This is a genomic window from Streptomyces sp. NPDC056128, assembly GCF_042263835.1.
Classification (GTDB): Bacteria; Actinomycetota; Actinomycetes; order Streptomycetales; family Streptomycetaceae; genus Streptomyces.
The window spans coordinates 326,227-345,485 of sequence record NZ_JBHJVQ010000002.1; the positions used below are offsets into that span (position 1 = coordinate 326,227).

The window sequence follows — 19,259 nt, forward strand, 5'->3', positions numbered from 1 at the left end:
AATTGAGCATGATCGTCGCGGGTGGGGCGAGGTGTCGGATCCTCGGCGCATGGCACTTCGATCACGCTCACGCTCACAGTCACCCTCACGCTCACGGTTGCGCACGGCGACCGGGTCCAGTGGTCCGGGTCGCGCACCGGCTTCCGACGGGCGGCTCCGCCACCCGCCCCGCTCCCACGCCCGGCACGGACGCCGGCACGCACCCGCGGAGGAACTGCGGCGACGGGCGGAGGCGCTGTTCGCCGAGCGGGACGGGCAGGCCGAGCACGATGGATCGCGCGGGGAGTCGGGGAAGGGGCCGCCGCTGTACGGCGGAGATGGAGGCGGAGGCGGAGACGCGCCGCTTCCCGTCGCGGCCGAGGGTGCCGGCCGGGCGGCCTGGAAGGAGCGGGCCGGGCAGGCGCTGCGGGAGCGGATGCCGGTGTGGCTGCAGGCGCGGTGCGGGCTGGAGCGGCGCAGCGTGGCCGCGCTCACGGTGCTGCTCGTCGTCGCGGCGCTCTTCGCCGTGCAGCACTTCTGGACCGGCCGCACCCAGTCCGTGGCGGCGCCCGAGGTGGTGCGGGAGGCGGCGGCGTTCGGAGCGCGGGACGAAGGCGCGCGTGAGGGTGAGGGCAAGGCGGTCGGTGGAGCGGCGCCCACGGCCGGTGCCGAGATCGTCGTGGACGTCGGCGGGAGGGTCCGCAAGCCCGGCGTCCACCGTCTTCCGGCCGGTTCACGGGTCGCGGACGCCCTGCGGGCCGCCGGAGGCGTGCGGGACGGCGCCAAGACCGACGGGCTGAACCAGGCGCGTTTCCTGGTGGACGGCGAGCAGGTCGTCGTGGGCGCTCCCGCACCCGTCGCGGGGGTCGCCCCCGGCGGTGCAGGTACCGCCGGGAGCGGGGCGGCGGCGCCCGCGGCACCGGTCTCTCTCAACACCGCGACCCCGGACCAACTCGACACCCTGCCCGGCGTGGGCCCTGTGCTCGCCCAGCACATCATCGACTACCGCACCCAGCACGGCGGATTCCGGTCGGTGGACGAGCTGCGGGAAGTCAACGGCATCGGCGAGCGCCGCTTCGCCGACCTGCGGGATCTCGTGCGGCCATGAGGACGGGTCTGCCCACGGGGCTGCCCACGGGCCTGCCCCCGGATCTGCCCACGGGTCCGTCCCCGGATCGGCCCACGGACCCTGCCAGGCAGTCCCACGACCGGACGGCGCCCCCACGCGCGGCCGTGCACGCCGCCTCCGGTCACCGGCTCGGCGCGGCCCACCCCCGCCAGGAGGGGCCCACGGACCTCCGGCTGGTGCCGCCCGCGCTCGCGGCCTGGGCGACGGCGGCGCTCATGCCGGCCGCACCGACCGGATGGGCCGTGGGCATGGTGACCGGTGCCTTGGTCCTGGCGGGTGTACTGCTCCGGAGGGAGCGGAGGCAACGCGCGACGCGCGGACGGCCCCCGGTCGCCGTCGCCGCCCTGCTCCTCTGTGTCGCCGCGGCCGCCACCTCCGCCGCGCTGCACGGCGCGGACCTGCGGCGCGGACCCGTGCCGGGGTCGGCCCGGCAGTACGCCACCGTCACCGCCGAGGTGGAGGTCACCGCCGACCCCCGCCTCACCAGGCCACAGGTCCGCGGCAACCGTGCTGCCCCGCCCACGGTGCTGATCGAGGCCGACGTGCGCCGGGTCATGGCGGAGGACGGCACGGCGGTCGCGACGCGGACGCCGGTGCTCGTGCTCGTCGACGTGGGGGAGGAGGACTCGGGTGAGGACGCCGGGCGGCCGTCCCGTGCCGATCCCGCGGCCTCGCGCTGGCTGGGGCTCCTGCCGACCACCCGGCTCCGCGTCATCGCTCGCTCGGCGCCCCCGAGGACGAGCGGCGACCGGATCGCCGCCGTGCTGCGGGTACGGGGTGGTGGGGCCGCGCCCGAGGTGGTGGCCGGTCCGTCGGCGGCGCAGCGGCTGGCGGGGCGGTTGCGGGCCGGGTTGCGCGAGGCGACCGACGGTCTGCCGGGGGACGCGCGGGCGCTGCTGCCCGGGCTCGTCGTAGGGGACACGTCGCGCGTCACTCCGGAGCTGGAGGAGGCGTTCAAGGAGACGGACCTGGCGCACACGCTGGCCGTCTCGGGGGCCAACTTCACGATCGTGCTCGCCCTGCTGCTCGGGCCGCCCGGGCTGGCTCAGCGCAGTGAGCGCCGGGGAGTCGCACCCCGTCTCGGGCTCTCCCTGCGGACGACGGCGCTGCTCGGCGGGGCGCTCGCGCTCGGCTTCGTCGTGGTGTGCCGACCCGACCCGAGCGTGCTGCGGGCCGCGGCCTGCGGGTCCGTCGCCCTGCTCGCCCTGGCCACCGGACGCCGCAGATCGCTGCTCCCGGCGCTGGCGACGGCCGTACTGCTGCTCGTGCTGTACGACCCGTGGCTGGCCCGGAGTTACGGGTTCCTGCTCTCCGTGCTGGCCACGGGGGCGCTGCTCACGCTCGCGCCTCGGTGGAGCGTGGCGTTGCGGCGGCGCGGGGTGCCGCCGCGCCTGGCGGAGGCGCTGGCCGCCGCGGGGGCCGCGCAGGCCGTGTGCGCGCCGGTCGTCGCCGTGCTGTCGGCGCGGGTGAGCCTGGTGGGGGTGCCGTGCAACCTGCTCGCGGAGTTCGCGGTGGCCCCGGCCACGGTGCTGGGGTTCGCGGCGCTGGCGACGGCGCCGGTGGCGATGCCGGTGGCCGAGGCGCTGGCCTGGTGCGGGGGCTGGCCGGCCGGGTGGATCGCGGGGATCGCCCGCACCGGGGCCGCGCTGCCCGGCGCGGGAGTGGACTGGCCGGGAAGCTGGGCCGGGGCGGCGCTGCTCGCGTTCGTCACGGCGGGCGGGCTCCTCGTGGGCCGGCGGCTGCTGCGGCATCCCTGGTGGTGCGGGGTCTGCGCGGTGCTGCTGGTGCTGGCGGTGGTGCAGCCGCCGCCGCTGGCCCGGGTGATCAAGGGATGGCCGCCGCCGGGCTGGCGGATGGTGATGTGCGACGTGGGACAGGGCGACGCCATGGTGCTCGCGGCGGGGAAGGGCGCGGGCGTGGTCGTGGACGCCGGGCCCGATCCGGCGCTGGTGGACGGCTGTCTGCGCGCGCTCGGCATCACCCGCGTCCCGCTCGTGGTGCTGACCCACTTCCATGCCGATCACGTGGCCGGGCTGCCCGGGGTGTTGCGGGGGCGTGCGGTGGGGGCCATCGAGACGACCGCCCTCGAAGAGCCCGCGGACCAGGCCGACGCCGTCCGCAGACAGGCGGCGGCACGACGGATCCCCCTGCGGCACGCGGCCGCCGGGGAGCGGCGACGGGCCGGCCCGCTGTCCTGGCAGGTGGTGTGGCCGCCCTCCGGCACGGGCCCGGGGACGATGCCGCCCACGAGCACCGAGGGGCCCAACGACGCCAGCGTCACCCTCCTGGTGCGGACGGCGGGCCTGCGTCTCCTGCTGCTCGGGGACCTGGAGCCGCCGGCCCAGCGGGAGCTGGCGCGCTCCCCGGCGGCAGCGGCGCTGGAAGGGGTCGACGTGCTCAAGGTCGCCCATCACGGGTCGGCTCATCAGGACCCGGACCTCATACGGAGGGTGGCTCCGCGCCTGGCCCTCATCAGCTGCGGCGCGGACAACACCTACGGGCACCCGGCCCCGGACACGGTCGCGGCCCTGCGCGGGCAGGGGGCGACGGTGCTGCGCACGGACCGGGACGGGGCGCTGGCCGTCGCGGGCTCGGGCGGGGCGCTGCGGGTCTTGGGAGACTGAAGGCATGGATTCCGCACAGGTCGATGCCTATCTCCGCCGGCTGGGAGCCGAGTACCCGGCGTGGCCCACCGTCGACGCGCTGCGCGCACTGCACCTGCTTCATCTGCGGACGGTGCCGTTCGAGAACCTCTCCGTCCACCTGGGCGAGGAGATCGTGCTGGAGGAGGCGCGGCTGCTGGACAAGGTGGTGGGCGGGCGCAGGGGCGGTTTCTGCTACGAACTCAACGGTCTGTTCGGCGGGTTGCTCGCGGCGCTCGGATACGAGGTCACGATGCTCGCCGCGCGGGTGTACGGGGACGGGGGCCGGCTCGGGATCCCGTACGACCACATGGTGCTGCTGGTGCGGACGGTGGACGGGGGTGACTGGCTGGCGGACGTCGGGTTCGGGGCGCACAGTCACGGGCCGCTGGCGTTCGGGGAGCGGGCGGAGCAGGAGGACCCCGGGGGGACGTTCCGGGTCGTGGAGGCGGGGCCGGACGCGGCCGGGGTGCGCGGGGCGGAGGCCACGGCGCGGGCGGCCGACCTGGACGTGCTGCGCGACGGGCGGCCGGTGTACCGGGTGGAGGCCCGCCCGAGGGTGCTGGACGACTTCGTGTCCGGCGCGTGGTGGCACAGCACCTCGCCCCGGTCGCACTTCCTCCAGTCGACGGTCTGCTCCCGGATCACCGAGGACGGGGGACGGATCACGCTCAGCGGACGCCGGCTCACGGCGACGGCCCCCGACGGCAGCCGGGAAGAGCGCGAGTTGGGCACGGACGAGGAGGTGCTCACCGCGTACCGCGAACACTTCGGCATCCGGCTCGACCGGGTCCCGGTACGGCGGTGTGCCGATACCGGGTGAGTGGTCCCGTGTTGCCTCGAAAGCCCCATCGGTGATCGAATGTTGCTTCGTCAACTAATTCTGATGTGGGGCAGAGGGTGTCGCAGATGATCGGCCGCTTGCTGGGAAGCCGTACGAAGCGGATGCACCGGACGGGTCCCCTGGCGGCGGTGCGCACCCCGCCGGACGCCGGGGTGCTCAGCTGCCGGGTCCTCGACCCGGTCCACGAGCCGGTGCCGAACGCGGAGTTCGTGGTCAGCGACACCATGGGACGCAAGGTGGTCGGCGGCGGCACGGATCCCTTCGGGTCGTTCCTGGCGGCGGTGCCCGCGGGGGAGTACCGGCTCGCCGTCTCCGCCGAGGGCTACACGCCGTACCGGGCGTCCGTGACGGTCACCGAGGACGCGCTGGCCTCGCTCGGCGACGTGACCCTCCAGGTAGCCCAGCCGCCGGAGCTGCCCACGCCGGGCGACTGGGAGATCGAACCGGCGCACTCCTCGATCGCGTTCACCGCGCGGCACATCGGACTGGCCCGGATCCACGGCCGGTTCAACTCCTTCGCGGGCGCGGTGCGGATCGCGGACGAGATGGAGCGGTCGGCGATGCACGTGGTCATCGACGCGGCGTCCATCGACACCAACGTGAAGATGCGTGACGACCACCTGCGTTCGGCCGACTTCCTGGACGTGCGGCGGTTTCCGACGCTGGAGTTCTACAGCGACCGGTTCACGCACCGCGGCGGCAACCGGTGGGCCGTCACGGGAGCGCTGACCCTGCACGGCGTGACGCGCACGGTCACGCTGGACACCGAGTACCTCGGGCTCGGCAACGGCATGGAGGGCGAGACGCGGGCGGCCTGCCGCGCCACCACCGAACTGCACCGCGACGACTTCACGGTGAGCTGGCAGACGATGCTGGCCCGCGGCATCGCGGTGGTCGGGCCCAGCATCCGCATCGACCTCGACGTGCAGACCGTGCCCAAGGGCTGACCGCCCCCGCGCTCCGCCCGCCGCGCGGTGTCCGACAATGGCACCCGTGAGCGACGTGAGACATGTACTGGTGCTGCCCGACCGCGACGCGGCGGAGGAGGCGGCCCAGGCGCTCGGGGAGCGGTTCGGGCTCGACGAGGAACCCCGGCTCCTGCGGGACGCCCTGGCCGGCGAGGACGACGCCGAGGACGCCCAGTGGCTCGTCCTCCTGTGCGACGAGCGGGAACTGCTGGACCCCGGCGAGCTGGACGAATTCGCGGGGGAGTGGGAGGGCTGGCGCGAGGAGCCGTAGTCCCGCACCGGACCCGGCACCGGCGGCGGACGTCCGTTGTCAGTGGTGCGTGCGATGCTTGTCGCGATGGCCAGGAAGACTGCGAATGACGACCCTCTCGCCCCGGTGACCCTTGCCGTGGGCCAGGAGGACCTCCTGCTCGACCGTGCCGTGCAGGAGGTGGTGGCCGCCGCGAAGGCCACCGACGCCGACACGGACGTACGCGACCTGACCCCCGACCAGCTGCAGCCCGGCACGCTCGCCGAGCTCACCAGCCCCTCGCTCTTCGCCGAGCGCAAGGTCGTGGTCGTACGCAACGCGCAGGACCTGTCCGCCGACACGGTCAAGGACGTCAAGGCCTACCTCGGCTCTCCCGCCGAGGAGATCACCCTCGTCCTGCTGCACGCGGGCGGCGCCAAGGGCAAGGGCCTCCTGGACGCCGGCCGCAAGGCGGGCGCGCGCGAGGTGGCGTGCCCGAAGATGACCAAGCCCGCGGACCGGCTGGCCTTCGTGCGCTCCGAGTTCCGTACCGCCGGGCGGTCGGCCACCCCCGAGGCGTGCCAGGCCCTGGTCGACGCGATCGGCAGCGACCTCAGAGAGCTGGCCTCGGCGGTGTCCCAGCTGACCGCCGACGTCGAGGGGACGGTCGACGAGGCGGTGGTCGGGCGGTACTACACCGGCCGCGCCGAGGCCTCCAGCTTCACCGTCGCCGACCGCGCCGTGGAGGGACGGGCGGCCGAGGCCCTGGAGGCGCTGCGCTGGTCGCTGTCGACCGGGGTCGCGCCGGTGCTGATCACCAGCGCGCTGGCGCAGGGCGTGCGGGCCATCGGCAAGCTCTCCTCCGCCCGTGGCGGACGCCCGGCCGACCTCGCCCGCGAGCTGGGGATGCCGCCCTGGAAGATCGACCGCGTCCGGCAGCAGATGCGCGGCTGGACACCGGACGGGGTCTCGGTGGCCCTGCGCGCGGTGGCCGAGGCGGACGCGGGGGTGAAGGGCGCCAGCGACGACCCCGAGTACGCGCTGGAGAAGGCCGTGGTGACGATCGCACGCGCGGCGCGCTCACGCGGACGCTCGTAGCCTGCCCCCACCCGCAACCGCAGACCGCAGGCCCCGGCGCACGACAGACCGAAGGCCCCGGCGTCCGTCCGGGGAAGGACGGCCACCGGGGCCTTCGGATCAAGCTCGCGGATCCATGCCCGCGTGGCGAACGCAGGCCGCGCATGGATCCTGGGTGCCGGACGGGAGCGGATGAGAGAGGGCCCGCTCTGGGTCCACCCGGCGATCAGACCAGATGAGGGGTTCAGCCCTTGAGGGCGCCGACCTTGGTCGCAAGCGCCGACTTCTTGTTGGCGGCCTGGTTCTTGTGGATGACACCCTTCGAGACGGCCTTGTCGAGCTGGCGCGAAGCGACGCGCTGGTACTCGGTGGCCTTCTCGACGTCACCCGCGGCAGCGGCCTCACGGGCCTTGCGGATCGCGGTCTTCAGAGAGGACTTGACGGCCTTGTTGCGCAGCCGGGCCTTCTCGTTGGTCTTGTTCCGCTTGATCTGGGACTTGATGTTCGCCACGAATTGAGCCTTTGCAGGTTCAGGCACGAGGCCGCGAGGGTCCCGTACCGATGATTTCTTGAAGGAGTGCCTCGCGCTGAGAGGGCATGAGACACAGCCCCCCACAGTACCAGCGGCCCGCAGCGCCCCCAAAACCAGGCCTCGAGCCGGCCGCACCCCGGCCACAACCCGGCCTCGGTCCGTCCCAAACCCATCCCAGCTCCCCACCCGTGGGACGATGGAGGCTACGTATCGATCCGACCCGAGACCCGAGACCGCAGACACTGCGGACGCCTCAAGAATCAGGACCCTGCGTGCCCGCGATCCCCAGCCATGTGCCCGAGCCGAGCCGTACCGACCCGGCGCTGATCCGCAACTTCTGCATCATCGCGCACATCGACCACGGCAAGTCCACGCTCGCCGACCGGATGCTCCAGCTGACCGGTGTGGTCGAGCAGCGGCAGATGCGCGCCCAGTACCTCGACCGCATGGACATCGAGCGCGAGCGCGGCATCACGATCAAGTCCCAGGCGGTGCGACTGCCGTGGGCGCCGACGCACGACAAGAGCAGCACGCACATCCTCAACATGATCGACACCCCGGGGCACGTCGACTTCACCTACGAGGTCTCGAGGTCGCTCGCCGCCTGCGAAGGCACGATCCTCCTCGTGGACGCCGCCCAGGGCATCGAGGCCCAGACCCTCGCCAACCTCTACCTGGCGATGGAGAACGACCTCACGATCATCCCCGTGCTGAACAAGATCGACCTGCCGGCCGCGCAGCCCGAGAAGTTCTCCGAGGAGCTCGCCAACCTGGTCGGCTGCGACCCCGACGACGTGCTCAAGGTCTCCGCCAAGACCGGCCTCGGCGTCGACGCGCTGCTGGACAAGGTCGTCGCCGAGGTCCCCGCGCCGGTCGGCGTCAAGGACGCCCCCGCCCGCGCGATGATCTTCGACTCGGTCTACGACTCGTACCGCGGCGTCGTCACGTACGTCCGTGTCATCGACGGCCAGCTCAACAAGCGCGAGCGGATCCGGATGATGTCCACCGGCGCCACCCACGAGCTGCTGGAGATCGGCACCAACTCGCCGGAGATGCTCGCCGCCGACGGCATCGGCGTCGGCGAGGTGGGCTACCTGATCACCGGCGTGAAGGACGTCCGCCAGTCCAAGGTCGGTGACACCGTCACCAGCCAGCACAAGGGCGCCCAGGAGGCGCTCGGCGGCTACAAGGACCCCAGGCCGATGGTCTTCTCCGGCCTGTATCCGCTGGACGGCTCCGACTACCCCGAGCTGCGCGAGGCGCTGGACAAGCTCCAGCTCAACGACGCCGCCCTGGTCTACGAGCCGGAGACCTCCGCCGCCCTCGGCTTCGGCTTCCGCGTCGGCTTCCTCGGCCTGCTGCACCTCGACGTGATCCGCGAGCGGCTGGAGCGCGAGTTCGGCCTCGACCTGATCGCCACCGCGCCCAACGTGGTCTACCGCGTCATCCTGGAGGACGGCACCGAGGTCGACGTCACCAACCCGAGCGAGTTCCCCGAGGGGAAGATCAACGAGGTCTACGAGCCGGTCGTGCGCGCCACCATCCTGGCGCCGACCGAGTTCATCGGCTCGATCATGGAGCTGTGCCAGACCCGGCGCGGCACGCTGCTCGGCATGGACTACCTCTCCGAGGACCGGGTGGAGATCCGCTACACCCTCCCGCTCGCGGAGATCGTCTTCGACTTCTTCGACCAGCTGAAGTCGAAGACCCGCGGCTACGCGTCGCTGGACTACGAGCCCACCGGCGAGCAGACCTCCAGCCTGGTCAAGGTCGACATCCTGCTGCACGGCGACAAGGTGGACGCGTTCTCCGCGATCACCCACAAGGACGCCGCGTACGCGTACGGGGTGCGGCTCGTCGCCAAGCTGCGCGAGCTGATCCCGCGCCAGGCCTTCGAGGTGCCCATCCAGGCCGCCATCGGCTCCCGGGTGATCGCCCGCGAGACCATCCGCGCCATCCGCAAGGACGTCCTCGCCAAGTGCTACGGCGGTGACATCTCCCGCAAGCGGAAGCTGCTGGAGAAGCAGAAGGAAGGCAAGAAGCGGATGAAGATGGTGGGTTCCGTGGAGGTTCCGCAGGAGGCCTTCATCGCGGTCCTCTCCAGCGATGACAGCGCGGGGTCGGGCAAGGGCAAGAAGTAACCGCCGCAGCGCACGCCAAGTCCGGGCAAAACGGGCTCCGAGGGGCCCGTCGTACGAAAGTGCGGCGGGTCCCTTCGCATGTCACGGGCGGGCGTCTGTAGGAAGTTACAGGGCGCGGACTCTTACGCGGGGGCCGGTCGCCCTTTACTCTGATGCCTGCCCCGTAGTTACTCGTGAGTTAAACAAGTGATCGGGCAACTGTCCGAGCCCTGCCTGAACACCGCCCGAGAGTGAACCAGCCGCACCTGAGCCAACCGCACCTGGGCCGGCCACCACGAGCCGGCCGCGCCGTCGCGGGCCCACGGAGGATGTCGTGAGCGACACACAGACAACGATCGAGAACCGTCCGCCCTCCGTGGCGGGACTCTTCCTGGAGCGGGTGGCGGCCACGCCGGACGCCGAGGCGTACCGCTACCCGGTGCCGTCGGCCTCGGGCGAGGGCCCGGACGAGTGGAAGTCGCTGACCTGGTCCCAGGCCGCCGAACGGGTCTACTCGATCGCGGCCGGCCTGATCGAGCTGGGCGTGCAGCCGCAGCAGCGCGTGGCACTGGCCTCCGCCACCCGGCTGGACTGGATCCTCGCCGACCTCGGCATCATGTGCGCGGGCGCGGCGACGACCACCGTCTACCCGCAGACCAACGCCGACGAGTCGGCGTACATCCTCTCCGACTCCGAGAGCCGCGTGCTGATCGCGGAGGACGCCGCGCAACTGGCCAAGGCCCGGGAGAAGCGGGCGGAGCTGCCGGAACTCACCCACGTCGTGGTGATCGACGCGACCGGCGCGGACACCAGCGAGGACTGGATCCTCACCCTCGACGAGCTGGAGCGCAGCGGCGCGGCCCGCCTGGAGAAGGACCCGGAGCTGGTCACCAAGCGGGTCGGCGCGCTCACCAAGGACCAGCTCGCCACCCTCATCTACACCTCCGGCACCACCGGCAAGCCTAAGGGCGTACGGCTCCCGCACGACTGCTGGTCGTACATGGCGAAGGCGATCGCCGCGACCGGCCTGGTCAGCGGGGACGACGTGCAGTACCTGTGGCTGCCGCTCGCGCACGTCTTCGGCAAGGTGCTGACCTCCGGCCAGATCGAGGTGGGCCACGTCACCGCCGTCGACGGCCGCGTCGACAAGATCATCGAGAACCTGCCGGTGGTCCAGCCGACCTACATGGCCGCCGTGCCGCGCATCTTCGAGAAGGTCTACAACGGCGTCGCCGCCAAGGCCCGGGCCGGCGGCGGGGCCAAGTACAAGATCTTCCAGTGGGCCGCCGGCATCGCCCGCGAGTACGCCAAGGTCACCCAGGACAACTTCAAGCGCACCGGCACCGCGAGCGCGCCCGCCGGCCTGCGCACCAAGCACGCCGTCGCCGACAAGCTCGTCTACGCCAAGATCCGCGAGGCGTTCGGCGGCCGGCTGCGCGCCTGCGTCTCCGGTTCGGCCGCCCTCGCCCCCGAGATCGGCTACTTCTTCGCCGGAGCCGGCATCCACATCCTGGAGGGCTACGGCCTCACCGAGTCCTCCGCCGCGTCCTTCGTCAACCCCGGCGAGGCCTACCGCACCGGCACGGTCGGCAAGCCGCTGCCCGGCACCGAGGTGCGCATCGCGGACGACGGCGAGATCCTGCTGCGCGGCCCCGGCATCATGGAGGGCTACCACAAGCTGCCCGAGAAGACGGCGGAGGTGCTGGAGGCCGACGGCTGGTTCCACACCGGCGACATCGGCGAACTCTCCGCCGACGGCTACCTGCGGATCACGGACCGCAAGAAGGACCTCATCAAGACGTCCGGCGGCAAGTACATCGCGCCCGCCGAGGTCGAGGGCCAGTTCAAGGCGGTCTGCCCCTACGTCTCCAACATCCTGGTGCACGGCGCCGACCGGAACTTCTGCACCGCGCTCATCTCCCTCGACGAGATCGCCATCACCGAGTGGGCCAAGGAGAACGGCCTGGCGGGCAAGCCGTACGCGGAGATCGTCGCGGCGCCGGTGACCGTGGAGATGGTCGACGGCTACGTCAAGCAGCTCAACGAGGGCCTCCAGCGCTGGCAGACCATCAAGAAGTTCCGCCTGCTCCCCCGCGACCTGGACGTCGAGCACGGCGAGATCACCCCGAGCCTCAAGCTCAAGCGGCCGGTCGTGGAGCGGGAGTACAAGCACCTGATCGAGGAGATGTACGAGGGCTCGCGCGAGGCGTGAGCGCGCTCGTCGCTCCTCGCTCCGTGGCGGATGCTCGGAACCGTCCGTTCTCCGGCGGTGTTCGAGCGTCCGCGTAGCACGGATCTCACCCATGGCGGCCGACTTCGGTAACTCCGTGCTTATGAACGGGGTCGGTCTGTCACTCTGTCGGCATCGACTGCGAGTACGTCGCACGAACTGCCCGGGGAGACGTCCATGGGGGCCATTCCGACGCAGCGGGAGACCGCCTCCCGCACCAGCGGGGCACCCGCCTACACCGCTGAGGCATCCGCCCAGGAGTGCGCGCGGGCGCACGTGGCGCTGCTCGGCAGCTCCCTGGCGCCGGGCGCCGCGCGCGCGATGGTGCGGGCGGCGCTCGCCGACTGGTCCGCGCGCGGCCTGCCCGGCACGGAGCAGCTGACCGAGCACCGCGCCACCGACGTCCTGGTGGTGGTCAGCGAGCTGGTCACCAACGCCGTCGTGCACGCCGGTACGGACGTCGAGGTCACCTGCCGGATGGAGGAGACGGGCACCCTCGTCGTCGAGGCCACCGACCACCATCCCTCCCGCGCGCCGAGGGGCGGCGACCACGAGACACCGCAGGAGCCCTCCGAGTACGGGCGCGGCCTGCGGCTGGTCGCCGCGCTCTCGGAGGCCTGGGGCATCACGTACCGGCCGGGCACCAAGACGGTGTGGGCCCGGCTCCCGGCCGCGGGCACGGAGGCGGCGGCGGCCGACGCCGGGAGCGACACCGTGACCGCCGGGCAGATCGAGGTGTACGCCCCGGACGAGGGCCGGGAGAGCCCGGACGCCGCCCCCGGCACCGGCCTGCGCGGTCTGCGCGACCGGGAGTGGCTCGGACGCGGCGCGCTCTCCTTCCTCGCCGAGGCCTCCGACCTCCTGGCCGGACAGCTCGACGAGGACCTGGTCGCCTCGCTCACCGGGCAGCTCCTCGTGCCGCGGCTCGCCGACTGGTGCGGGGTGTGGCTGGAGGACGAGTCCCTGGGCCGGGGCGCCTGGAGCGACGACCCCGGCACCGCCGTGGGCGCCCGGCTGGCCCGCGTGTGGCACGCCGGCGAAGGCCACCTCGACGAACTGCGCGGGGCCCTGGAGAAGGACCCGCCCCGCGCCCGCGACCCGTGGCGCTCCGGCCCCGTCGGTCACCCCTGGCCCGCCGAGGCGCTCGGCACCCACGGCGCCGCGCTCGCCTACCGCCTGGTCGCCGGGGGCAGGCCGCTGGGCACCCTGGTCATCGGACGGGCCGGCACCGCGGGCTTCCCCGACGAGATCACCGGTCTGGTCGAGGACCTCAGCCGCCGGGTGGCGCTCGCCATCGGCGCCGCCCGCCAGTACGCGCGCCAGGCCACCATCAGCGCCGTCCTCCAGCGCGGCCTGCTGCCCGGCGCCGTCGCCGAGATCCCCGGCGTGCGCAGCGCCCTCGTCTACGAGCCCTGCGACAAGGGCGGCCCCAGCGGCGACTTCTACGACCTCTTCCCGGCCGGCGACGGCCGCTGGTGCTTCGCCGTCGGCGACGTCCAGGGCAAGGGCCCCGAGGCCGCCGTCGTCATCGGCCTCGCCCGGCCCTGGCTGCGGCTGCTCGCCCGCGAGCAGTACGGCGTCCCCGACGTCCTCGACCGCCTCAACCAGCTCCTCCTCGACGACGCCACCGAGGCCGCGGACGCCGCCGCCCGCGCCCTGGTCGCCGTCGGCGGGCCACCAGTTGCCCCGGGCGACGGACCGCAGACCCGCTTCCTGTCCCTGCTCTACGGCGAACTGGAACCCTTCGAGGGCGGCGTCCGCTGCACCCTCGCCTCCGCCGGGCATCCGCTGCCGCTGCTCCTCGGACCCGACGGCGCGGTGTGCGCGGTCGCCGCGCCGCAGACCCTGCTCGGCGTCGTCGAGGACGCCACGTACGCCAGCGAGACCTTCGAGCTGCGGTCCGGCGACACCCTGCTCTGCGTCACCGACGGCGTCACCGAGCGGCGCAGCGGCTCCCGCCAGTTCGACGACGGGGACGGGCTCGCCGCGGCGCTCGCCGGGTGCGCGGGTCTTGACGCCGAGCTGGTCGCCGAGCGCATCCGGCGGCTGGTGCACGAGTTCGGGCCCCGGCCCCCGGAGGACGACCTGGCGCTGCTGGTGCTCCAGGCCGAGTAGCGGCGGGCCGGGTCGTCGCTGGCCGGGTCGTCGCTGGCCGGGTCGTCGCGGCCCAGCGGCCGCAGGACGGGCAACCGTTCCCGTACGGGACAATGGAACGCATGCCCTCCGCACTCCCCGACGGCGAACCCGTCCCCGCCGACGGTGCCCTGCCCGCGTCCGCGCTCGCCGGGGCCGCCGACCGCCCCCTCGGCTTCTACCTGCACGTGCCCTACTGTGCGACCCGCTGCGGCTACTGCGACTTCAACACCTACACCGCGACCGAGCTGCGCGGCACCGGCGGCGTCCTCGCCTCCCGCGACAACTACGCCGGGACACTCGTCGACGAGGTCCGCCTGGCTCGCAAGGTGCTCGGCGACGACCCGCGCGAGGTCCGCACGGTCTTCGTCGGCGGCGGCACGCCCACCCTGCTGCCCGCCGGGGACCTGGTGCGGATGCTGGGCGCGATCCGCGACGAGTTCGGCCTGGCGCCGGACGCGGAGGTGACGACGGAGGCCAACCCCGAGTCGGTCGACCCCGCCTACCTGGCCACCCTCCGCGAGGGCGGCTTCGACCGGATCTCCTTCGGCATGCAGAGCGCGCGGCAGCACGTCCTGAAGGTCCTGGACCGCACGCACACCCCCGGCCGCCCCGAGGCGTGCGTCGCCGAGGCCCGCGCCGCCGGATTCGACCACGTCAACCTCGACCTGATCTACGGCACCCCCGGCGAGTCCGACGACGACTGGCGGGCCTCCCTCGACGCCGCGCTCAGCGCCGGACCCGACCACGTCTCGGCGTACGCCCTGATCGTCGAGGAGGGCACCCAGCTGGCCCGGCGCATCCGGCGCGGCGAGGTCCCGATGACCGACGACGACGTGCACGCCGACCGGTACCTGATCGCCGAGGAGACCCTCTCGGCGGCGGGCTTCGACTGGTACGAGGTGTCGAACTGGGCCACCTCCGACGCCGGTCGCTGCCGCCACAACGAGCTGTACTGGCGGGGTGCCGACTGGTGGGGTGCGGGGCCGGGAGCCCACTCCCACGTGGGTGGCGTGCGCTGGTGGAACGTGAAGCACCCCGGGGCGTACGCCGGGGCGCTGGCGGCGGGGAAGTCGCCGGGGGCCGGGCGGGAGATCCTCACGGACGAGGACCGGCGTGTGGAGCGCGTCCTGCTGGAGCTGCGGCTGCGGGAGGGGGTGCCGTTGTCGCTGCTGCGGGAGGCGGGGCTCGCGGCGTCCCGGCGGGCGCTGTCCGACGGGCTCCTCCAGGAGGGGGCGTATGGGGAAGGGCGCGCGGTGCTGACGCTGCGCGGGCGGTTGCTGGCGGATGCGGTGGTGCGGGATCTGGTGGACTGAACAGCCTGTTTCGCCCCCGCCGCCCCTACCCGTCCCGTCCCGGGGGCGCTGCCCCCGGACCCCCGCTCCTCAAACGCCGGAGGGGCTGAAATGCAGCCGGACAAGGCTGAGAACTGCCGGTCAAGGCTGAGAACTACGCGGTCGCGGTCACGAAGTCGATCAGTTCCTCCACCCGGCCCAGCAGCTCCGGCTCCAGGTCCTTGTACGAGTTGACCCGGGCCAGGATCGCCTGCCACACCGCCCCGGTGTTGTCGGAGGGCCAGCCCAGGGCCCGGCACACCCCCGTCTTCCAGTCCTGTCCCCGCGGCACCCGCGGCCACGCGTCGATCCCCACGGACGACGGCTTCACCGCCTCCCAGATGTCGATGTAGGGATGGCCCACGACCAGGGCGTGCTCGCCCGTCACCGCCTCCGCGATGCGGGACTCCTTCGAACCCGGCACCAGGTGGTCCACCAGGACGCCGAGCCGCGCGTCCGGCCCCGGGGCGAAGTCCGCGACGATCGACGGGAGGTCGTCCACGCCCCCCAGGTACTCCACGACGACGCCCTCGACGCGCAGGTCGTCGCCCCAGACCTTCTCGACCAGCTCGGCGTCGTGCCGCCCCTCGACGTAGATGCGCCCGGCGCGCGCCACCCGGGCGCGTGCGCCGGGGACGGCGACCGAACCGGACGCCGTGCGGGAGGGGCGTACCGGGCCGGACGCGGGCCGCACCAGCGTCACCACGCGCCCCTCCAGCAGGAAGCCGCGCGGCTCCATCGGGAACACCCGGTGCTTGCCGAAGCGGTCCTCCAGCGTCACCGTGCCCGCCTCGCAGCCGACCACCGCGCCGCAGAACCCGGTGCTGGGCTCCTCGACCACCAGGCCGGGGTCGGCGGATACCTCGGGTACGGGCTGCGACTTCTTCCACGGAGGGGTCAGGTCGGCGGAGTACTGGCGCATTCTGCCGACGATACGAGGAATCCGCCGTCCGTGATCAGTGCGACACGCCGAAACGCGCGGCCAGCGCGTCCCGTTGGGCCCGGACGAACGCCGCGTCCACCACCGCTCCGTGACCGGGGACGTACCGCGCGTCCGCGCCGCCCAGGTCGAGCAGCCGGTCCAGGGCCGCGGGCCAGTGCGACGGTACGGCGTCGGGGCCCGCCTGCGGCTCGCCGGACTCCTCGACCAGGTCGCCGCAGAACACCACCTCCGGGTCGCCCGGCACCAGCACCGCGAGGTCGTGGCCGGTGTGCCCGGGGCCCACGTTGGCGAGCAGGACCTGCCGCCCGCCGCCCAGGTCGAGCGTCCACTCGCCGCAGACCTCGTGCGGGACGCGGACCAGCGCGTCGACCGCCTCCTCCGCCCGCCGCTCGTCCAGCCCCTCCGCCACCGCGTCCGCGCGCAGCGCCTCCCGCCCGTGTCCGCCCGGCGCGAACACCGCGTCGGTGCCCACCGCGCCGTAGACCTCCGCGCCCGCGAACGCCGCGGCGCCGAGGACGTGGTCGAAGTGCGGGTGGGTCAGCGCGAGATGCGTCACACGGTGCCCGGCCAGCCGCTGCGCCCCCGCGCGCAACCGGGCGCCCTCGCCCAGGCTCGATCCCGCGTCGATCAGCAGCACCGCGTCCGTGCCGAGGACCAGCCCGGCCGTGCAGTCCCAGCCCGGCAGCCGGTACCGGCCCACCCCGGCCGCCACCCGCTCCCATCCCAGGTCTTCCCAAGTCACCGTCACGACCACGACGCTATCGCCACACCGTCTCGCCGCACGTCGGCGTGGCCCCGGCCTTGCCGGGGGCGTACCCCACGGCCGTACACTGGGCCGGGGAAGTCTGGCACTCGCGCGCCGTGAGTGCCAGGACGGACCGGCAGGACAGCGGGCGGACGACTTCTGGAGGTGTGCGCGGATGCTCAGTGAACGCAGGCTCCAGGTACTGCGCGCCATCGTCCAGGACTACGTCGGCACCGAGGAGCCGGTCGGGTCCAAGGCCCTCACCGAGCGGCACAACCTCGGCGTCTCGCCGGCCACCGTGCGCAATGACATGGCGGCCCTGGAGGACGAGGGGTTCATCGCCCAGCCGCACACCAGCGCCGGACGCATCCCGACCGACAAGGGCTACCGCCTGTTCGTCGACAAGCTGGCCGGCGTCAAGCCCATGACCGCGCCCGAGCGGCGCGCCATCCAGAACTTCCTGGAGGGCGCCGTCGACCTCGACGACGTGGTGGCCCGCACGGTGCGGCTGCTCGCGCAGCTGACCCGGCAGGTCGCCGTCGTGCAGTACCCCTCGCTGACCCGCTCGACCGTGCGGCACGTGGAGTTGCTGGCCCTCGCGCCCGCGCGCCTGATGCTCGTGCTGATCACGGACACCGGCCGGGTCGAGCAGCGGATGGTCGACTGCGCGGCGCCGTTCGGCGAGGCGTCCCTCGCGGATCTGCGCGCGCGGCTCAACAGCCGGGTCGCGGGCCGTCGTTTCACCGACGTGCCGGGTCTGGTCGAGGAACTGCCGGATGCCTTCGAGGCCGAGGATCGCGGTACGGTCTCCACCGTGCTCTCCACTCTCCTGGAGACGCTGGTCGAGGAGAACGAGGAGCGGTTGATGATCGGCGGCACCGCCAATCTGACCCGCTTCGGGCACGACTTCCCCCTGGTGATCCGGCCGGTGCTGGAGGCGCTCGAGGAGCAGGTCGTGCTCCTCAAGCTGCTCGGCGAGGCGAAGGATCCGGGCGTGACCGTGCGAATCGGTCATGAGAACGCTCATGAGGGACTCAACTCCACGTCCGTCGTGTCGGTGGGCTACGGTTCGGGCGGCGAGGCGGTTGCCAAGCTCGGCGTGGTCGGACCGACCCGCATGGACTACCCGGGAACGATGGGAGCGGTACGCGCAGTGGCACGGTACGTCGGACAGATCCTGGCGGAGTCGTAGGTGGCCACGGACTACTACGCCGTACTCGGCGTACGCCGCGACGCGTCCCAGGACGAGATCAAGAAGGCGTTCCGGAGGCTCGCCCGCGAGCTGCACCCGGACGTCAACCCCGATCCGAAGACCCAGGAGCGGTTCAAGGAGATCAACGCCGCCTACGAGGTGCTGTCGGACCCGCAGAAGAAGCAGGTCTACGACCTCGGCGGCGACCCGATGTCCCAGGCGGGCGGCGGGGCCGGCGGCTTCGGCGCGGGTGGCTTCGGGAACTTCTCGGACATCATGGACGCGTTCTTCGGTACGGCGTCGCAGCGCGGGCCGCGCTCGCGCACCCGCCGCGGCCAGGACGCGATGATCCGCATCGAGGTCGAGCTGGACGAGGCGGCCTTCGGCACGACCAAGGACATCCAGGTCGACACCGCCGTGGTCTGCAACACCTGCAACGGCGAGGGCGCGGCGCCCGGCACGTCGGCCCAGACGTGCGACATGTGCCGCGGCCGCGGTGAGGTCTCGCAGGTCACCCGGTCCTTCCTGGGCCAGGTCATGACGTCGCGGCCCTGCCCGCAGTGCCAGGGCTTCGGCACCGTGGTCCCGACCCCGTGCCCCGAGTGCGCGGGCGACGGCCGCATCCGCTCCCGGCGCACCCTCACCGTGAAGATCCCGGCCGGTGTGGACAACGGCACCCGGATCCAGCTCGCGGGCGAGGGCGAGGTCGGCCCCGGCGGCGGCCCGGCCGGCGACCTGTACGTCGAGATCCACGAGCTGCCGCACTCCACCTTCCAGCGCCGCGGCGACGACCTGCACTGCACGGTCACCATCCCGATGACGGCGGCGGCCCTCGGCACGAAGGTGCCGCTGGAGACGCTCGACGGCATGGAGGAGATCGACATCCGCCCGGGCACCCAGTCCGGCCAGTCGGTCCCGCTGCACGGCCGGGGCGTCACCCACCTGCGCGGCGGCGGCCGGGGCGACCTCATCGTGCACGTCGAGGTCACCACCCCGACCAAGCTCGACCCCGAGCAGGAGCGCGTCCTGCGCGAGCTGGCGGCCCTGCGCGGCGAGGAACGGCCGCAGGGCCAGTTCCAGCCCGGTCAGCAGGGGCTGTTCTCCCGGCTGAAGGACGCGTTCAACGGCCGCTGAGGCGGTGGCTCTCCGGGGCGCCGCCTGG

15 protein-coding genes are annotated in these 19,259 nt (G+C 73.1%); 12 read left to right on the forward strand and 3 right to left on the reverse strand.

The genetic code is table 11. The annotated features are described in order from the left end of the window. Window positions 1–49: 49 nt before the first annotated feature. The 6 genes from ACFC1X_RS05415 to holA all read left to right on the forward strand — a co-directional run bounded on the left by ACFC1X_RS05415 (window position 50) and on the right by holA (window position 6,889). The gene (locus tag ACFC1X_RS05415; protein ID WP_376348968.1) at window positions 50–1,087 is read left to right on the forward strand and encodes a helix-hairpin-helix domain-containing protein; all 1,038 of its coding nucleotides are present in this window, start codon (window positions 50–52) and stop codon (window positions 1,085–1,087) included. Next, window positions 1,084–3,732: a ComEC/Rec2 family competence protein gene (locus tag ACFC1X_RS05420; RefSeq protein WP_376348970.1), complete on the forward strand. Its 2,649-nt coding sequence runs from the start codon at window positions 1,084–1,086 to the stop codon at window positions 3,730–3,732. Before ACFC1X_RS05415 ends, ACFC1X_RS05420 begins: the two co-directional genes overlap by 4 nt. Before the next feature lie 4 nt (window positions 3,733–3,736). After that, a complete protein-coding gene (locus tag ACFC1X_RS05425; protein ID WP_376348972.1) occupies window positions 3,737–4,573 on the forward strand; it encodes an arylamine N-acetyltransferase in 837 nt (278 codons plus the stop codon). Window positions 4,574–4,659: 86 nt separating this feature from the next. Continuing rightward, the gene (locus ACFC1X_RS05430) at window positions 4,660–5,541 is read left to right on the forward strand and encodes a YceI family protein (protein WP_376348974.1); all 882 of its coding nucleotides are present in this window, start codon (window positions 4,660–4,662) and stop codon (window positions 5,539–5,541) included. Window positions 5,542–5,587: 46 nt separating this feature from the next. Further along, entirely contained in the window at window positions 5,588–5,833 is a 246-nt protein-coding gene (locus ACFC1X_RS05435) for a hypothetical protein (RefSeq protein WP_234954578.1), read from the forward strand. Window positions 5,834–5,899: 66 nt separating this feature from the next. Then, window positions 5,900–6,889, forward strand: coding sequence for a DNA polymerase III subunit delta (holA, locus tag ACFC1X_RS05440; RefSeq protein WP_376348976.1), 990 nt, complete (start codon window positions 5,900–5,902; stop codon window positions 6,887–6,889). Window positions 6,890–7,112: 223 nt separating this feature from the next. On the opposite strand, the gene rpsT is transcribed toward holA, so the two are convergent. Continuing rightward, a complete protein-coding gene (gene rpsT, locus ACFC1X_RS05445; RefSeq protein WP_055416861.1) occupies window positions 7,113–7,379 on the reverse strand; it encodes a 30S ribosomal protein S20 in 267 nt (88 codons plus the stop codon). Between the two features lie 293 nt (window positions 7,380–7,672). Here rpsT and lepA point away from each other — a divergent pair, with 293 nt between their 5' ends. The 4 genes from lepA to hemW all read left to right on the forward strand — a co-directional run bounded on the left by lepA (window position 7,673) and on the right by hemW (window position 15,199). Continuing rightward, window positions 7,673–9,541 carry a translation elongation factor 4 gene (gene lepA, locus ACFC1X_RS05450; protein ID WP_376348978.1) on the forward strand — a complete coding sequence of 623 codons (1,869 nt, stop codon included), beginning with the start codon at window positions 7,673–7,675 and terminating at the stop codon, window positions 9,539–9,541. A 313-nt stretch (window positions 9,542–9,854) separates the two neighbouring features. Continuing rightward, window positions 9,855–11,732: an AMP-dependent synthetase/ligase gene (locus tag ACFC1X_RS05455; protein ID WP_376348979.1), complete on the forward strand. Its 1,878-nt coding sequence runs from the start codon at window positions 9,855–9,857 to the stop codon at window positions 11,730–11,732. Between the two features lie 195 nt (window positions 11,733–11,927). Then, window positions 11,928–13,865, forward strand: a complete 1,938-nt coding sequence (locus tag ACFC1X_RS05460) for a SpoIIE family protein phosphatase (RefSeq protein ID WP_376348981.1) — start codon at window positions 11,928–11,930, stop codon at window positions 13,863–13,865. A 101-nt stretch (window positions 13,866–13,966) separates the two neighbouring features. Then, a complete protein-coding gene (gene hemW, locus ACFC1X_RS05465; protein WP_376348982.1) occupies window positions 13,967–15,199 on the forward strand; it encodes a radical SAM family heme chaperone HemW in 1,233 nt (410 codons plus the stop codon). A 133-nt stretch (window positions 15,200–15,332) separates the two neighbouring features. On the opposite strand, the gene ACFC1X_RS05470 is transcribed toward hemW, so the two are convergent. Both ACFC1X_RS05470 and ACFC1X_RS05475 read right to left on the reverse strand, forming a co-directional pair. After that, window positions 15,333–16,139 (reverse strand): DUF3097 domain-containing protein, encoded by an 807-nt coding sequence (locus tag ACFC1X_RS05470; protein ID WP_376348983.1) that lies wholly within the window; start codon window positions 16,137–16,139, stop codon window positions 15,333–15,335. 34 nt (window positions 16,140–16,173) lie between these two features. After that, a complete protein-coding gene (locus ACFC1X_RS05475; protein WP_376348985.1) occupies window positions 16,174–16,908 on the reverse strand; it encodes an MBL fold metallo-hydrolase in 735 nt (244 codons plus the stop codon). 172 nt (window positions 16,909–17,080) lie between these two features. Here ACFC1X_RS05475 and hrcA point away from each other — a divergent pair, with 172 nt between their 5' ends. Then, window positions 17,081–18,097: a heat-inducible transcriptional repressor HrcA gene (gene hrcA, locus ACFC1X_RS05480; protein ID WP_376348987.1), complete on the forward strand. Its 1,017-nt coding sequence runs from the start codon at window positions 17,081–17,083 to the stop codon at window positions 18,095–18,097. Further along, the gene (dnaJ, locus tag ACFC1X_RS05485; RefSeq protein WP_125491710.1) at window positions 18,098–19,231 is read left to right on the forward strand and encodes a molecular chaperone DnaJ; all 1,134 of its coding nucleotides are present in this window, start codon (window positions 18,098–18,100) and stop codon (window positions 19,229–19,231) included. It abuts the gene before it with no gap. Window positions 19,232–19,259 lie beyond the last annotated feature (28 nt).

Bases quoted from the DNA above. Each gene is read 5' to 3' on its own strand.
- ACFC1X_RS05420 (WP_376348970.1), top strand. From the start codon at position 1,084: ATGAGGACGGGTCTGCCCACGGGGCTGCCCACGGGCCTGCCCCCGGAT.
- holA (WP_376348976.1), top strand. From the start codon at position 5,900: ATGGCCAGGAAGACTGCGAATGACGACCCTCTCGCCCCGGTGACCCTT.
- ACFC1X_RS05430 (WP_376348974.1), top strand. From the start codon at position 4,660: ATGATCGGCCGCTTGCTGGGAAGCCGTACGAAGCGGATGCACCGGACG.
- ACFC1X_RS05415 (WP_376348968.1), top strand. From the start codon at position 50: ATGGCACTTCGATCACGCTCACGCTCACAGTCACCCTCACGCTCACGG.
- ACFC1X_RS05470 (WP_376348983.1), bottom strand. From the start codon at position 16,139: ATGCGCCAGTACTCCGCCGACCTGACCCCTCCGTGGAAGAAGTCGCAG.
- ACFC1X_RS05460 (WP_376348981.1), top strand. From the start codon at position 11,928: ATGGGGGCCATTCCGACGCAGCGGGAGACCGCCTCCCGCACCAGCGGG.
- ACFC1X_RS05425 (WP_376348972.1), top strand. From the start codon at position 3,737: ATGGATTCCGCACAGGTCGATGCCTATCTCCGCCGGCTGGGAGCCGAG.
- hemW (WP_376348982.1), top strand. From the start codon at position 13,967: ATGCCCTCCGCACTCCCCGACGGCGAACCCGTCCCCGCCGACGGTGCC.
- hrcA (WP_376348987.1), top strand. From the start codon at position 17,081: ATGCTCAGTGAACGCAGGCTCCAGGTACTGCGCGCCATCGTCCAGGAC.